The 14,319-nt window shown below is 70.4% G+C and carries 20 protein-coding genes; 8 read left to right on the top strand and 12 right to left on the bottom strand.

Going from position 1 to position 14,319, the window contains the following annotated elements:
• The 4 genes from ACILQS_RS00430 to ACILQS_RS00415 form a co-directional block, all read right to left on the bottom strand.
• A partial coding sequence (locus tag ACILQS_RS00430) for a cytochrome c biogenesis protein ResB (RefSeq protein WP_395638120.1) occupies positions 1–724 on the bottom strand: 724 nt, incomplete at its 3' end.
• Positions 702–1,424, bottom strand: coding sequence for a cytochrome c biogenesis CcdA family protein (locus ACILQS_RS00425; protein ID WP_395638119.1), 723 nt, complete (start codon positions 1,422–1,424; stop codon positions 702–704). The genes ACILQS_RS00425 and ACILQS_RS00430, both read right to left, overlap by 23 nt.
• On the bottom strand, positions 1,424–1,990 hold the full coding sequence (locus ACILQS_RS00420; RefSeq protein ID WP_395638118.1) for a TlpA family protein disulfide reductase: 567 nt from the start codon (positions 1,988–1,990) through the stop codon (positions 1,424–1,426). The genes ACILQS_RS00425 and ACILQS_RS00420 overlap by 1 nt, the downstream gene beginning before the upstream one ends.
• On the bottom strand, positions 1,990–2,622 hold the full coding sequence (locus tag ACILQS_RS00415; protein WP_395638117.1) for a histidine phosphatase family protein: 633 nt from the start codon (positions 2,620–2,622) through the stop codon (positions 1,990–1,992). The genes ACILQS_RS00420 and ACILQS_RS00415 overlap by 1 nt, the downstream gene beginning before the upstream one ends.
• 71 nt (positions 2,623–2,693) lie before the next feature.
• Here ACILQS_RS00415 and aspS point away from each other — a divergent pair, with 71 nt between their 5' ends.
• Both aspS and ACILQS_RS00405 read left to right on the top strand, forming a co-directional pair.
• Entirely contained in the window at positions 2,694–4,013 is a 1,320-nt protein-coding gene (gene aspS / locus ACILQS_RS00410) for an aspartate--tRNA(Asn) ligase (protein WP_395638116.1), read from the top strand.
• Positions 4,010–4,633 (top strand): RDD family protein, encoded by a 624-nt coding sequence (locus ACILQS_RS00405; RefSeq protein WP_395638115.1) that lies wholly within the window; start codon positions 4,010–4,012, stop codon positions 4,631–4,633. Before aspS ends, ACILQS_RS00405 begins: the two co-directional genes overlap by 4 nt.
• A 3-nt stretch (positions 4,634–4,636) precedes the next feature.
• On the opposite strand, the gene ACILQS_RS00400 is transcribed toward ACILQS_RS00405, so the two are convergent.
• From ACILQS_RS00400 to ACILQS_RS00390, 3 genes are read right to left on the bottom strand one after another with little or no spacing between them, the layout of a single operon-like run.
• Entirely contained in the window at positions 4,637–4,816 is a 180-nt protein-coding gene (locus ACILQS_RS00400; protein WP_395638114.1) for a YegP family protein, read from the bottom strand.
• Between the two features lie 49 nt (positions 4,817–4,865).
• On the bottom strand, positions 4,866–5,165 hold the full coding sequence (locus ACILQS_RS00395; RefSeq protein WP_395638113.1) for a Dabb family protein: 300 nt from the start codon (positions 5,163–5,165) through the stop codon (positions 4,866–4,868).
• Complete coding sequence (locus tag ACILQS_RS00390) at positions 5,162–5,398, bottom strand: glutaredoxin family protein (protein ID WP_395638112.1); 237 nt, start codon at positions 5,396–5,398, stop codon at positions 5,162–5,164. The genes ACILQS_RS00395 and ACILQS_RS00390 overlap by 4 nt, the downstream gene beginning before the upstream one ends.
• A 50-nt stretch (positions 5,399–5,448) precedes the next feature.
• Here ACILQS_RS00390 and ACILQS_RS00385 point away from each other — a divergent pair, with 50 nt between their 5' ends.
• A complete protein-coding gene (locus ACILQS_RS00385; protein ID WP_395638111.1) occupies positions 5,449–6,267 on the top strand; it encodes an HAD family hydrolase in 819 nt (272 codons plus the stop codon).
• A 3-nt stretch (positions 6,268–6,270) separates the two neighbouring features.
• Here the strand turns inward: ACILQS_RS00385 and ACILQS_RS00380 are convergent, their stop codons facing one another.
• Both ACILQS_RS00380 and purM read right to left on the bottom strand, forming a co-directional pair.
• Positions 6,271–6,807, bottom strand: a complete 537-nt coding sequence (locus tag ACILQS_RS00380; protein ID WP_395638110.1) for a hypothetical protein — start codon at positions 6,805–6,807, stop codon at positions 6,271–6,273.
• Between the two features lie 112 nt (positions 6,808–6,919).
• Positions 6,920–8,026, bottom strand: a complete 1,107-nt coding sequence (gene purM / locus ACILQS_RS00375) for a phosphoribosylformylglycinamidine cyclo-ligase (protein WP_395638109.1) — start codon at positions 8,024–8,026, stop codon at positions 6,920–6,922.
• Positions 8,027–8,061: 35 nt separating this feature from the next.
• Here purM and ACILQS_RS00370 point away from each other — a divergent pair, with 35 nt between their 5' ends.
• On the top strand, positions 8,062–8,643 hold the full coding sequence (locus ACILQS_RS00370) for a hypothetical protein (protein WP_395638108.1): 582 nt from the start codon (positions 8,062–8,064) through the stop codon (positions 8,641–8,643).
• 98 nt (positions 8,644–8,741) lie between these two features.
• Positions 8,742–10,199 (top strand): amidophosphoribosyltransferase, encoded by a 1,458-nt coding sequence (purF, locus tag ACILQS_RS00365; protein ID WP_395638107.1) that lies wholly within the window; start codon positions 8,742–8,744, stop codon positions 10,197–10,199.
• Positions 10,200–10,210: 11 nt separating this feature from the next.
• Here purF and ACILQS_RS00360 read toward each other — a convergent pair whose 3' ends face one another.
• From ACILQS_RS00360 to ACILQS_RS00350, 3 genes are read right to left on the bottom strand one after another with little or no spacing between them, the layout of a single operon-like run.
• Positions 10,211–10,489 carry a hypothetical protein gene (locus ACILQS_RS00360; protein WP_395638106.1) on the bottom strand — a complete coding sequence of 93 codons (279 nt, stop codon included), beginning with the start codon at positions 10,487–10,489 and terminating at the stop codon, positions 10,211–10,213.
• Complete coding sequence (locus ACILQS_RS00355) at positions 10,486–10,860, bottom strand: sterol carrier family protein (protein ID WP_395638105.1); 375 nt, start codon at positions 10,858–10,860, stop codon at positions 10,486–10,488. The genes ACILQS_RS00360 and ACILQS_RS00355 overlap by 4 nt, the downstream gene beginning before the upstream one ends.
• Positions 10,857–11,597 (bottom strand): HtaA domain-containing protein, encoded by a 741-nt coding sequence (locus ACILQS_RS00350; RefSeq protein ID WP_395638104.1) that lies wholly within the window; start codon positions 11,595–11,597, stop codon positions 10,857–10,859. The genes ACILQS_RS00355 and ACILQS_RS00350 overlap by 4 nt, the downstream gene beginning before the upstream one ends.
• Positions 11,598–11,647: 50 nt before the next feature.
• On the opposite strand from ACILQS_RS00350, the gene purD reads away from it, so the two are divergent.
• From purD to ACILQS_RS00335, 3 genes are read left to right on the top strand one after another with little or no spacing between them, the layout of a single operon-like run.
• Positions 11,648–12,916: a phosphoribosylamine--glycine ligase gene (purD, locus tag ACILQS_RS00345; protein WP_395638103.1), complete on the top strand. Its 1,269-nt coding sequence runs from the start codon at positions 11,648–11,650 to the stop codon at positions 12,914–12,916.
• Between the two features lie 16 nt (positions 12,917–12,932).
• Complete coding sequence (locus ACILQS_RS00340; protein ID WP_395638102.1) at positions 12,933–13,823, top strand: phosphoribosylaminoimidazolesuccinocarboxamide synthase; 891 nt, start codon at positions 12,933–12,935, stop codon at positions 13,821–13,823.
• Positions 13,820–14,269 carry a GNAT family N-acetyltransferase gene (locus ACILQS_RS00335; protein ID WP_395638101.1) on the top strand — a complete coding sequence of 150 codons (450 nt, stop codon included), beginning with the start codon at positions 13,820–13,822 and terminating at the stop codon, positions 14,267–14,269. Before ACILQS_RS00340 ends, ACILQS_RS00335 begins: the two co-directional genes overlap by 4 nt.
• The last annotated feature ends 50 nt before the right edge of the window (positions 14,270–14,319 follow it).

The raw sequence follows: 14,319 nt of genomic DNA, 5'->3' as shown, positions 1-14,319 counted from the left end.
AGCCGCCGGTGAAGGAGTCGTAGTCGGCGAGCACGTTCGTGAACGGCTCCCCCTCGATCAGCAGCCGCTGCCCCGTGTACCCGAACGCCCCGCCGATGCCGACCGCGGCGAGCACCCCGACGAGGGCGGTGTGGAAGATCAGGTTGCCGGTCTCGCGCAGGTAGCCGCGTTCGGCCGAGATCGAGTCGCCGTAGCGCTCCACCCGGTAGCCCTGCGAGCGCAGCACGCGACGCGCCTCGACGACGGCGGACTCGGCATCCACCGTGCTCGCGACCGACGTGAAGCCGACGAGGCGTGCGAGTCGGGCCGGGGTCTTCGGCGGGCGGGCGCGCAGGGCGTCGAAGTGGTGCTTCGTGCGCGGGATGATGCAGCCGATCAGCGAGATGAACAGCAGCAGGTAGATGGCCGAGAACCACGGCGACGAGAAGGTGCTGAACAGCCCGAGCGAGTCGAGGATCTTGAAGCCCTCGGGGTCACGGGCCTGGAACTGGAAGACGCCGTTCGGGTCGGAGCTGCGCTGCGGCACGAGCGATCCCGGCACGGCGGCGAGCGCCAGCAGGAGCAGCAGCACGAGGGCCGTGCGCATGCTCGTCAGCGTGCGCCAGAGGAACCGGGCGAAGCCGATCGCGCCGAGTCGCGGGTTCTCGGCGACGCGTTCGGTGTCGTCGAGCCCTTGGTCGATCGCGTCGGAGGGCCGGCTTCTAAAGGACGGGCTGGAAGCCATAGATCACCGCCATGAAGTCGCTGAGCAGCAGGTTCCAGATACCGGTCACGAGCAGCAGCCCGACGACGATCAGCAGGATGCCGCCGACGATGTTGATCGCGCGCACGTGCTTCTTCGCCCACGCCATCGACGAGCTCACCCAGCCGAAGCCGAGGGCGACGAGCACGAACGGGATGCCGAGGCCGAGGCAGAACACCGACGCGAGCACGATCGCGCGCACCGGGTCGAAGCCCGACAGCGCGAAGACAGCCGTCATCGTGGGGCCGATGCACGGCGTCCAGCCGAGGGCGAAGACGATGCCGAGCAGCGGGGCGCCGACGAGTCCCATGCGCGGCTGCCACGACGGCTTGATCGTGCGCTGCAGGAAGGTGACCTGCCCGATGAAGGCGAGCCCGAGCAGGATGACGATCGCGCCGCCGATGCGCTGCAGGAGGTCGACGTAGTCGAGGAAGAACCGCCCGGCGACGGCGCCGAGGAAGTTGACGGCGATGAAGACGAGGCTGAAGCCGAGCACGAAGAGCAGCGCGCCGAGCACCATCCGGCTGCGGCGGCGCTCGGCCCCGCTCGCCACGCCGCTCACGTAGCCGAGGTAGCCGGGAACCAGTGGCAGCACGCACGGCGACAGGAACGACAGCAGTCCCGCGGCGAGCGCGAGGGGGACGGCGAGCCAGAGGGCGCCGTCGACGACCGTCTCGCCCATCAGTCCTCCGACAGGACGTCGTCGACGATGTCGGCGAGCGTGGTCGCACTCGGCAGCTGCCCCGAGATGCGGGCGGCGACCCGGCCCTGCGCGTCGAGTACGAGCGTCGTCGGAACCGCGGAGGGCGGCACCTCGCCGGCGAAGGCGCTCAGCACGTCGCGCGTCGACACGTCGAGGATCGAGTCGTAGCTCACCCCGAACTCGCGCTCGAACGAGTTGGCCGTGGCCGCGGAGTCGCGCACGTTGACGCCGAGGAAGGTGATGCGGTCGCCGAACTCCTGGAAGACCTCTTCGAGGTCGGGGGCTTCGACGCGGCAGGGCGGGCATCCCGCGTACCAGAAGTTGAGCACGACGACGCCGTCGAGGTCGGCGCTGTCGACGGTCTCGCCGTCGGCGGTCTCGCCGCCCCAGGCGGGCACCTCGGTGCGGTCGGCGGCCGGGACGGTGAGCACGGTGCCGTCGCCGGAGATGTAGCCGCCGCCGTCCTGCCCCGCGATGCCGTCCCGTGAGGTGCAGCCGGCGAGCAGCAGGATGCCGGCGAGCGCGACCGGGATGACGCGGCGCATCACACCGCCCCCGTGTCGATCGCGTCGGCGAGCAGCGCGGCGGCGGGCTCCGTGTACGACACCTCGACGAAGGCATCCCCTCGCCGCTCGAGCGTCGTGATGCTCGACAGGGCGCAGCGGCGCTTCGACGGGTTGTGCGCGAGCGGCAACCCGGCGACCGTGCGGGCGACCATCACGATCGGCATCTGATGGCTGACCAGCACGACCTCGCCGCCGTCGACCGCCGCCCAGGAATCCTCGATGGCGGCCAGCATCCGCGCCTGCACGGAGAGGAAAGGCTCTCCCCACGACGGCTTCTGCGGGTTGACCAGGTGCCGCCAGAGGTCGGGCCGCCGAGGGAGGTCGCGGCGCATGTTGATGCCCTCGAAGGCGTTGGTCGGCTCGATGAGCCGCTCGTCGATCCCGAGCTCGAGACCGGATTGCGCGATCCACGGCGCGGCGCTCTCCTGCGTGCGCTGCAGCGGGCTCGCGGTGACGCTGCGGATGTCGTGGCCGGCCAGCGACTCGGCGGCGAGCTGCGCCATCCGGTGGCCGCGCCGGCTGAGCCCGAAGCCCTCGATGCGGCCGTAGAGCACACCGGTGGGGTTCTCGACCTCACCGTGGCGCACCAGGTGAACTCTCTCGGCGGGCACCCGTCGAGCTTACGAGCCCCGCTGCTGAACGAACGCCGCGCGGGAAGGACCCCCGGATAGACTTTCGCCCCGTGACTTCTCGTACCCTGATCGCCGACCTCGCCGCCGCCGCCGAAGGACCCGTCCGGGTCGCCGGATGGGTCGACACCGTGCGGGATCAGAAGAAGGTGCAGTTCATCGTCCTGCGCGACGAGTCGGGCGCCGCCCAGCTCGTCAACCCGGCCGTGCGCGAGGGCGACGAGGGCGACCCGACGATCACCGACGCGATCTCGAGCCTGACCACCGGGTCGTTCATCAGCGTCGAGGGGGAGCTCAAGAAGGACGAGCGGGTCAAGCTCGGCGGCCTCGAGGTGAAGATCGGCGCGCTCGAAGTGGTGGGCGCCGCCCTCGACTCGCCGATCGCCGACGACTCCAGCATCGACAAGCGTCTCGACTGGCGCTTCCTCGACCTGCGCCGCCCCGAGCAGAACCTCATCTTCCGCGTGCAGACCACCTTCCTGCATGCCCTCCGCACCTACTGGGTCGACAACGGGTTCATCGAGATCCACACGCCGAAGCTGATGGCGTCGGCGTCGGAGAGCCGCGCCGAACTCTTCGAGGTCGACTACTTCGAGACGAAGGCGTACCTCGCGCAGAGCCCGCAGTTCTTCAAGCAGATGGCCCAGCCCGCCGGCTTCGGCAAGGTCTTCGAGGTGGCCCCGGCGTTCCGCGCCGACCCGTCGTTCACGTCGCGGCACGCCACCGAGTTCATCTCGGTCGACGCCGAGATCTCGTGGGTCGACTCGCACGAGGACGTCATGCGGATGCACGAGGAGCTGCTCGTCGCCGGCCTCACCGCCGTCAAGCAGAAGCACGGCGCCGAGATCGAAGCCGCGTTCGGCATCGAGGTGACCGTTCCCGCGACCCCGTTCCCCCGCATCCCGCTCGCCGAGGCGAAGGAGATCGTCGCGAAGCGCGGTTACACCGTGCCCCGCAACGACGCCGACATGGACCCCGAGGGCGAGCGTCAGATCGCCGCCTACGTGAAGGAGGAGTACGGCCACGAGTTCGTCTTCCTCACCGACTACGCCTCGAGCATCCGGCCGTTCTACCACCGTCGCCACGACGAGGATGCGGGTCTCACCAACTCGTACGACCTCATCTTCAACGGCGTCGAGATCTCGACCGGAGCGCAGCGCGAGCACCGCATCGACGTGCTCGTCGAGCAGGCGAAGGAGAAGGGCCTCGACCCCGAGGAGCTCTCGTTCTACCTCGACTTCTTCCGCTACGGCGTCCCGCCGCATGGCGGCTTCGGCATGGGCCTGTCGCGGGTGATCATGCTGCTGCTGCACCAGCCGTCGATCCGCGAGGTGACCTACCTGTTCCGCGGACCCAACCGCCTGCTGCCGTGAGCGACCCGGCGGCGCGCGACGACTCGGAGAGCCCCGACGACGGGCTCGCCGTCTTCGGCACGCCGCCCCCGATCCCCGGCGCGGAGACCGCCGGCCCGGCCTACGCGGAGGATCCGCCGACGGACGCCCGCATCGCGCACCCCGCCCTGCGCGCGTTCGCGTTCTTCCTCGACGGGTTCACGACGGTGCTCGTGGTGATCGTCGTCGTGTTCGCCGGCCTCGGCAGCGGGGGGATGGAGCTCTTCTGGGCCATCCCGATCGTGCCGCTCGTCGCCGCGCTGCTCGACACCGTGCTCACCGCTCTCCGCGGGGTCACCCCCGCGAAGGCGCTCCTCGGCATCCGAGTCGTCGATGCCGACTCCGGCGCCCCGATCGGGTTCGGCCGCGCGGTCCTGCGCAGTCTCGTGATCGTCGCGCCGATCGCCGTCGGGGTCCTCCTGACGACGCTGCTCTCGCGACTCCCCTACGAGGTGCAAGATGCTGCCGGCGGCGGCTTCTTCGGACTCGTGGTGCTCATCCCGATCGCCGGCTGGATCGTGCTGCTCGTCGTGCTCGCGAGCCGCCCGCGTCACCGCGGACTGCAGGATCTGGCAGGGCGCTCAGTCGTCGTGCACCGCTAGCGGTCAGGTCAGATCTTCGACCGTCGCCCCGCCGGCGTTCTTCATGACCGACTCGACGGCGCTCTTCGCCGACGACTTCTGCGTGTAGTTCTCGCTGACCGCGAGGGTCTGCCCGTTCGAGGCGACGATGCGCCAGAAGTACGGCTGCGTGGTGCTCTTGCCCTTGACGATCTGGAACTTCATGGCGTGCTTCCCTTCGGTCGTCCCTGACCTGCCCTCAGGCTAGAGCCGGTCAGACCTCGAAGTCGATGCACGATCGCGACGTCACCACCGAACGCACGAAGGCCGCGACCTCGACGTGCGCGGGATGCACCTGGTAGGCCTCGAGCGCTGCGCGGTCGCGGTAGTCGGCGTCGAGCACGACATCCCAGTTGCCGCCGGTCTCGCCGAGGTCGGCGCGGATGTCGATCCGCTCCGTGCCGTCGATGATCGCCACGAGAGCGCCGAACCGCGCACTCATCTCGGCGACGGTCGCGGCCTTCTCGTCGGCGTCGACGGTCGCGAGCTTCCAGAGCACCAGATGACGGATCACTGCAGGGCCTTCCTGAGCCGGGCGGGGTCGACCCGCCAGATGGTGTGCACTCGGCCGTCGATCAGCACGACCGGGATCTCCTCGGCATAGGCGTCGAGCAGCTCCGGGTCGTCCAGGATCGACTTCTCGGCGAACGACACCTGCGGGAACTCGGTCAGCACCTCGGCGACGATCGCCCGGGCGTCGTCGCAGAGGTGGCATCCCGGTTTGCCGAGCAGCAGGACGTCAGGCACGCCCCCACGATACGACCCGCCGGTTTCCTGGCGGGCATTAAGCTCGGGGGATGCCCGAGGAGATGTCGCCGATCGACGACACCGCCACCGGAGTCCACGAGCTCCCTGCTCCCAGCGAGCGCCCGATCATCGCGTTCTTCGACGTCGACAACACGCTGATGCGCGGCACGAGCCTGTTCCATCTCGGCCGGGAGGCCTGGGCGCGCAAGATCATCCGCTTCCCGGAGATCGCCCGGTTCGCCTGGCACCAGCGGCGGTTCATCTCGGTCGGCGAGAACCAGGATCACCTCGACAGCGCCCGGGATCGCGCCCTCGGGCTCGTCGGCGGGCTCGCGGTCGCCGACGTCAACGCGCTCGCCGAGCACATCTGGGAGCACCGCATCCAGAAGCGGCTCTACCCCGACACCGTCGGGCTCACGCAGGATCACATCGCGAAGGGCCATGAGGTCTGGCTCGTCTCGGCGACCCCGGTCGAGATCGGCACCGTGATGGCGAAGCACCTCGGGCTGACCGGTGCCCTCGGCACCGTCGTCGAGGCGATCGACGGGGTCTACACCGGGCGGCTCGTCGGGCACACCCTGCACGCGGAGCGCAAAGCCGACGCCGCCCGCGACCTCGCCGCGACGGCCCAGGCCGACCTCGCCGACTGCTGGGCCTACTCCGACAGCCGCAACGACATCCCGCTGCTGGAGATGGTGGGCAACCCCGTCGTGGTGAATCCGGATGCCGCGCTCGCCCACCACGCGCAGGAGCACGGCTGGCCGGTGCTGCGCCTCACTCCACGCAGCATTCGCGAGGCGCGGCGACGGGTGCGGCGCGAAGCCCGGCGGGTGCGACGCGGAGCCCGCCGCGGGACACCGGGCGACTGACCGTCAGCTCCAGAGCACGCCCTCCCGCGGCTCCGCCTCGAAGGGGAATGACGCCATCACGTCGGTGACGAAGTCGTCGTAGGCGATGAAGGTGTACGGGCCGGGGCCGATGTCGAACGCGAGCTGGCCCGAGATCGTGTCGCCCACCTGCAGATCGTTGCCGGCGAAGGCGTCCTTGACGAAGAAGTACTGATCGCCTTCGCCGTCGGCGTTCTCGACCACGTTGTAGTTGATGATCATGCTCGTCGTGCCTTCGACCGTCGTCCAGGTGGCATCCATGACGAGGAAGCCGCCCTTGACCGAATCGATCGGCAGGCCGCTTGGCTCGACCTCGGACCATGTCGGGTTCGTGATCGTGAGTTCGCCGACCCCCTCCGACTGGACGACGCGGATCGGCACGCCCAGCCCCGCCTCGACCGACGTGGTCTCGGTGGGAACGGGATCGGGCGTGCCGCCGCCGGGGGCGAAGCAGCCTCCCAGCGACACGGTCAGCGCGAGGGCGATGGCGGCGATCCCGGTGCGGGTGATGATCGTGGTCACGACGTGAGCTTAAGTCACCCGGACGCGAGAGGGCGGCCGGGTCCGCCGGGGATCGGCCGCTCCGTCAGGTCACTTCTGGGTGCAACGCGGGTGACGCGTCGCGCGCAACGTGCTAACCGGCGTACGAACCGACGAGCCGCACGGCTCCGCCGTCGACGCCCTTCGCCCCCTGCACGAAACCCTCGAGGTCGCGGGTGCCGACGGTGACCCGGCCGACGACCCAGGCGGGCAGCCCGGCGGCGGTCAGTGCGTGGGTGACGCCACTCGCCGCCTCCTGCGCGACGACGGCGAGGAACCCGACGCCGAGGTTCCAGGTGCCTTCCGTGTCGTCCAGCGCGAGCGCGCCCCAGTCGGCGAGGATGCGGAACACCGGTTGCGGGCTCCAGGTCGAGCGATCGACCTCGACCCACGACCCGGCGGGCAGCACGCGCGCGAGGTTGGCCGCCAGGCCTCCGCCGGTGACGTGGGAGAGCGCGTGCACGGCCGACGGCAGATCGTCGATCACGCGCAGCAGCGGCGAGGTGTAGAGGCGCGTCGGCTCCAGCAGCGCCGCGCCGACGGTGCCGCCGAACTCCGCGGCGTCGTCGGTGACCGCGACGCCGCGGTCGCGCAGGATCTTGCGCACGAGCGAGAAGCCGTTGCTGTGCAACCCGCTCGACGCGATCGCGACGACCACGTCGCCGTGCCGAACCTTCTCGGGACCGAGCACGTCATCCGCTTCGACCGCGCCGACGGCGGCTCCCGCGACGTCGTAGTCGTCGTCGGCGATGAGCCCGGGATGCTCGGCCGTCTCGCCGCCGACGAGAGCGGTGCCGGTGGCCGCGCACGCGGTGGCGATGCCGGTGACGATCGCGGCGATGCGGTCGGGCACGATCTTGCCGCAGGCGATGTAGTCGGTCATGAACAGCGGTTTCGCGCCGACCACGACGATGTCGTCGACGACCATACCGACGAGGTCCTGCCCGATCGTGTCGTGCACGTCGAGGGCCTGGGCGATCGCGATCTTCGTGCCCACGCCATCCGTGCTGGTCGCCAGCAGCGGACGCCGGTAGGCGAGCAGCGCCGAGACGTCGAACAGTCCGGCGAATCCGCCGACCCCACCCAGCACTTCGGGGCCCTGCGTGCGACCGACCGCCGACTTCATCAGCTCGACCGCGAGATCGCCCGCATGGGTGTCGACTCCGGCGGCGGCATACGGATCGGTCGGGGTGGTGGACACGGATTCAGGCTACCGGGACGGCGTAGCCTGACCGGGTGCGGCTCCCCTACGGCGACGAGATCAACGTGACGCAGGACGCGTCGCGCGAGGTGCTCGTCGGCCTCTACCTGCGGGATGCCCTCGGCGTCATCGATCCGAGCGGGCTGCCGCGCCTTCTCGGGACCGGTCTGCCCGACGCCGGTCCGGCCGACGAGACCACCAACTGGTGGTGGCAACGGTGGTGGATCGACATCGTCGACCAGGACAAGACGCGATTCCTTCCGCCGCTGCCACCGGCTTTCGAGGAGGTCGGAGATCGCGCGCTCCGGAAGCATCTCGACGACGCCCGGACGTGGGCGGACGTCGTGCACGAGGCGTACGCCGATCGTGAGATCGCGCGCTTCCAGCAGGGCTACCCGGGAACGTTCGACGCCGTCGTGCGCGAGCGACGCGCCGCGCTCGGTGTCGAGCCCCGCCCGTTCTTTCTGCGCATCGAAGTCCTCCCGCTCACCACCGCGGGCATCTGGTGGATCGGCGAGCAGGCGATCGCGGTCGACGAGCTGCTCCGCGACGACGAGTCGTCCTACGCGCTCGCGCTCGAGCCGATCGTCGACCGCCTCCTCACCGTCGAGGACTGACGCCGCGGTCCGCCTGAGCGCCATCCGGACACCTGTGGGACACTGAGACGTACCCGCCCGGTACCTCGTGTTTCAACTTCCGGGAGTCACCGCAAACCATGTGCGGCATCGTCGGCATCGTCTCCGCGAACCCGGTCAACCAACAGGTCTACGACGCGCTGAGTCTGCTCCAGCACCGCGGCCAGGATTCCACCGGCATCGCGACCGCCGACGGCAGCACGATCCACCTCCAGCGCGCGCGCGGCCAGGTGCGCGAGGCGTACCGCACGCGCGACATGCGCAGCCTGCTCGGCACGATGGGCCTCGGCCACGTGCGCTACACGACCCGCGGCGACGCCAACAAGGAGCAGGAGTCGCAGCCGTTCTACGTGAACGCGCCCTACGGCATCGTGCTCGTGCACAACGGCAACCTCACCAACACACGGGAGCTGAAGCAGGCGCTGTTCAGCATCGACCGGCGGCACCTCAACACCGACTCCGACACCGAGTTGCTCGTGAACGTGCTGGCCCACGAACTCCAGCAGCAGGTGCGCGGCACGACGCTCGACCCGGATCAGGTCTTCGATGCGATCGAGACGCTGCACGAACGCGTCGAGGGGTCGTACGCCTCGATCGCGCTGATCGCCGGTCACGGGTTGCTCGCCTTCCGGGATCCCTTCGGCATCCGCCCGCTGGTGCTCGGGCGCAAACCCGCGGGACTCGTCGGCTACGAATGGATCGTGGCGAGCGAGTCGCTCGTGCTCGAGGCCGACGGCTACGAGCTGGTGCGCGACGTCGCGCCGGGCGAGGCGGTCTTCATCACCCGGGACGGCGAGATGTTCAGCCGTCAGTGCGCCAAGAATCCGGTGCTCATCCCGTGCTCGTTCGAGTACGTGTACCTCGCGCGTCCCGACTCGATCATGAACGGCATCTCGGTCTACGAGGCCCGGTTGCGGCTCGGCGACCGGCTCGCCGACACGATCGAGCGCTACACCCCGTCGGGGGCGATCGACGTCGTCATGCCGATCCCCGACTCCTCGCGCCCGGCGGCGATGCAGGTGGCGCAGAAACTCGGCATCCCGTACCGCGAGGGGTTCTACAAGAACCGCTACGTCGGCCGCACCTTCATCATGCCGGGGCAGGAGCAGCGTCGCCGCAGCGTCAAGCAGAAGCTGAATGCGATGTCGAGCGAGTTCAAGAACAAGAACGTGCTCATCGTCGACGACTCGATCGTGCGCGGCACGACGAGCAAGGAGATCGTCGACATGGCCCGCCAGGCCGGCGCGAACTCGGTGACGTTCACCTCGGCCGCGCCGCCGGTGCGCTACCCGCACGTCTACGGCATCAACATGCCGTCGCGGCACGAGTTGGTGGCCGCCGGACGCAAGATCCCCGAGATCGCGACGGCGCTCGGCGCCGACTACCTCATCTACCAGGAGGTCGCCGACATGCAGGCGGCGATCCTCGAGGGCTCCGACATCGAGGCGCTCGAGATGTCGTGCTTCACCGGCGACTACATCACCGGAACCGTCAGCGACGAATACCTGGCCTGGGTCGAGTCGAACCAGGCCAGCTAGGCGCGCCCGGGTTACTCGCCGTCGGTGACTTCGTCGCGGGCCACGGTCACGGTGCGGGCCCGCCGGGTCGAGATCACGTCGAGCACGATCGCGACGAGCGCGCCGAGGAACAGGCCCGCCGGGATGCCGAACAGGCAGAAGTAGGCGTACGACGCGAGGAACCCGACGGTGGGGTCGGCGCGGAACAGGCTCGTCAGGATGAGGGTCACGAGCGCTCCGAGCACGGCGCCGAGCACGAGGAACACGCCGACCTTCGGGGCACGACGGATGCTGGCCTCGGACTCGCTCACGGGACCATTCTCCCCCACCGCAGCGGCAGATTGTCGGCGAGCGAGGCGCGCTGGCCGGATGCCGTGACGCGGAGGTCGGCAACGGCCGCGTCCCAGTGCAGCGATCCGGTGGCGAGCGCGATCCAGGTGGCGGCATCCATCTCCACGACGTTCGGCGGGGTGCCGCGGGTGTGACGGGGTCCGTCGACGGCCTGCACCGCTCCGAACGGCGGCACGCGCACCTCGACGGTGTGCCCCTCCGCCTCGTCGGCGAGCTGCTCGAGCAGGTATCGGGATGCCAGAGCGACCGTCGCGCGGGCGTCGGCTCCGGCGAGCACGGCTTCGACCGCGGCGATGCCGTCGGCCGTGGCGATGCGCCGCCGCACGCTCATGTGCGCCGGCTCCGCGCGATCACGATGACCACCCCGGTGACGAGGGCCACCGCGGCGGCGCTGATCACGACGACCGGAACCAGTGCGACGTCGGAATCCCCCTCGACCACGTCGGTGCCGATCGGCTGGCCGGTCAGATCGCAGTCCCCGACGTCGGCGGTGACGGTGATCGGGTCGAAGGCGCTGCCGGCCTCGTAGTTCGGGAACGCCTCGGCGCCGTCGACGGTCAGCGTGGTCGGGGCCGCGTCGATCGTCACGATCCCGTCGACGGGGGTGAGGTCCTGTCCGGCGAGGTCGACGTCGAGGAAGGCCGCCTCGGTGACCGAGACCTGGTCGCCCTCCATCGTCGGTCCGCTGACGTCGAGCAGCAGCGCACCGGTACCGTCGGCCCGGATGACCAGCACCGGGTTGGCGACGGTCGTGTCGAGGATGCCGCCGTGCCCGGTGAAGCGTACCGAGCCGGTGAAGGCGATCGACCCGTTCGGCCCGCGCGGGTCGATCCGCCCGGAGTCCGAGGGGAATCCGAACGACGGCGTCGCGTAGGTCGCGCCGTCGGCGACCGTCCACTCCCCGTTCGCGATCGAGCCGTCGATGTACGCGCGGAACGACTCCTTGAATCCCCAGTCGAGCGTGGCGGTGCCGACCTCGCATCCGGGGGCCTGCGCCGCCGCGGACGTCGCGGGCAGCAGGGCGGCCGCGCCGAGGACGAGGGCGGTGGCGATCAGACGGCGACGCATGCCCCCATCCTGCCCCGAGGGTGCCCGAAACGTCTGACTACGCTAGGGGCGTGCGCATCCTGGTTCTCGGCTCCGGTGCCCGCGAGCACGCGATCGTCACCGCGCTCCTGGCCGAGGACGCCGGGCACGAGCTCATCGCCGCCCCCGGCAACGCGGGGATCGCGGCCGAGCCGGGCGTGACCACGATCTCCCTCGACGTCACCGAGAGCCGCACGGTCGCCGACTTCGCCGAGGCCGAGGGGGTCGACCTCGTCGTGATCGGCCCCGAAGCCCCGCTCGTCGCGGGAGTCGGCGACGCGGTGCGCCGCCGCCGCATCCCGGTGTTCGGTCCCGACCGTGCGGCCGCCGCCCTCGAGGGTTCGAAGACCTTCGCCAAGCGCATCATGGAGACCGCCGGGGTGCCGACGGGGCGTTCGGTGCACGCCGCGACCCTCGCCGAGGTGGCCGCCGCGCTCGACGAGCTCGGCGCGCCGCACGTGGTCAAGGCCGACGGGCTCGCCGCCGGCAAGGGCGTCGTCGTGACGAGCGACCGGGATGCGGCCCTCGCCCACGCCGAGCACTACCTCCCGCAGGGGCCGGTGCTGATCGAGGAGTTCCTCGGCGGGCCGGAGGTGTCGCTGTTCTTCCTCGCCGACGGGCACGACGTGCTGCCGCTCAGCCCCGCGCAGGACTACAAGCGCGTCGGCGACGGGGATGCCGGACCCAACACCGGCGGCATGGGCGCGTACTCGCCGCTGCCGTGGCTCGACGCCGACTTCGGCTCGGAGGCCGCGTTCGTCGACGAGGTGCGCCGCACCATCGCGCTGCCCACGATCCGCACCCTCGAGGCCGAGGGAACACCGTTCGTCGGCCTGCTCTACTGCGGGCTCGTGCTGACGCCGGCCGGCATCCGCGTCATCGAGTTCAACGCGCGCTTCGGCGATCCCGAGACCCAGGTCGTGCTGCCGCGGCTCATCACCCCGCTGTCGACGCTGCTGCTCGCCGCGGCAACGGGTTCGCTCGGAGGGCTGCCCGACCCGGAGTTCTCGCCCGAGTCGGCCGTCGTCGTCGTGCTCGCCAGCGAGGGTTATCCCGAGTCGCCGATCACCGGCCGGGAGATCACCGGGCTCGACGCCGTCCTCCCGTCGGGGGTGACGATCGCGCACGCCGCGACGGCCCGCGACGGCGACCGAATGCTCGCCACCGGCGGGCGGGTGCTCGGCGTCGTGTCCCGCGGTGACGGGTTCGCCGCCGCCCGGGCCGCCGCCTACATCGCTCTGGCCGGCATCCATCTCGAGGGTGGGCACTACCGGCACGACATCGCAGAGAGGGTCTCATGATCACGGAGAAGGCTCAGTGAAGACGGTCGCGGATTCACGGCTGGAAGCCCTCGGCTGGCACCACCTCTACTCGGGCAAGGTGCGCGACCTCTACGAGTCGGGCTCGCATCCCGGGCGGCTGCTCGTCGTCACCTCCGACCGGGTGAGCGCCTTCGACCACATCCTGGAGCCCGGGATCCCGGGGAAGGGCGCGTTGCTCACCCAACTGTCGCTGTGGTGGTTCGGCAAGCTCGGCGAGCCGACGCACCTCGCGGCCGCGCATCCGTCGCTCGGCGAGCACCTGCCCGACGAGATCGCTCCGCGCACGATGATCGTGCACGCGCTCGACATGTTCCCCATCGAGTGCGTCGTGCGCGGGTACCTCGCCGGATCGGGCTGGGCCGAGTACCGGGTGACGCAGTCGGTGTGCGGCGTGCCGCTGCCGGCCGGACTCGAGGAGGGCGACGAACTGCCCGAGCCGATCTTCACGCCCGCCTTCAAGGCGCCGATGGGCGAGCACGACGAGAACATCACCTTCGAGCGCATGGCCGAGATCGTCGGCGACGCGGATGCGGTCATGCTGCGGGACGCGAGCCTGCGGATCTTCATGACCGCCTCGGCGATCGCGGCGGAGCGGGGCATCCTCCTCGCCGACTCGAAGTTCGAGTTCGGCCGCGACCCGCAGACCGGCGAAGCCGTGCTCGCCGACGAGGTGCTGACGAGCGACTCCAGCCGCTACTGGGATGCCGCCACCTACGCGGCCGGGGGCCCCGGGCGCCTGGAGAGCTACGACAAGCAGATCGTGCGCGACTGGCTCGCGGCGAACTGGGACAAGACGGGGGACCCGCCCGAGCTGCCCGCCGAGATCGTCGAGCGCACGGCCGCCCGGTATCGGGAGCTCGTCGACCGGTTCCTCGTCGAGCCGTGATCGAGGTGCGGGCCGTCGCCTGGGACGACCCGGCGGGCGCTCGGCTGCGCGTGGAGCAGAAGACCGAGATCTCGGCGCGCTACGGCGTCGACGACTCCGAGCCCGGGCCGCCTCCGACGGCGGACGACATCACGGTCTTCCTGGTGGCCTACGACGGTGACGAGCCGGTCGGCTGCGGCGGCCTGAGGCAGCTCGATCCCGCCCACGGCGAGGTGAAGAGGATGTACGTGGTCCCGTCGCGGCGAGGTACCGGGGTGTCGACCGCGGTGCTGCGACGACTGGAGGACGAGGCCCGTTCCCGCGGTTGGAACCGCCTGGTCCTCGAGACGGGAACGGAGCAGCCCGACGCGATGCGGTTCTACGAACGCGAGGGGTACGCGGCCATCGCGAGCTTCGGGTACTACCGCGACTCCGTGCACTCGCGGTGCTACGGGCGAGACCTCTGAGCGGGAATCCCTCGACCCGCCGGGAAGTTGATGATGACGTGACAACCGCT

This window comes from Pseudolysinimonas sp., from assembly GCF_044239695.1.
Taxonomy (GTDB): domain Bacteria; phylum Actinomycetota; class Actinomycetes; order Actinomycetales; family Microbacteriaceae; genus Pseudolysinimonas_A.
This window is presented reverse-complemented; position numbering and strand designations above follow the sequence as displayed.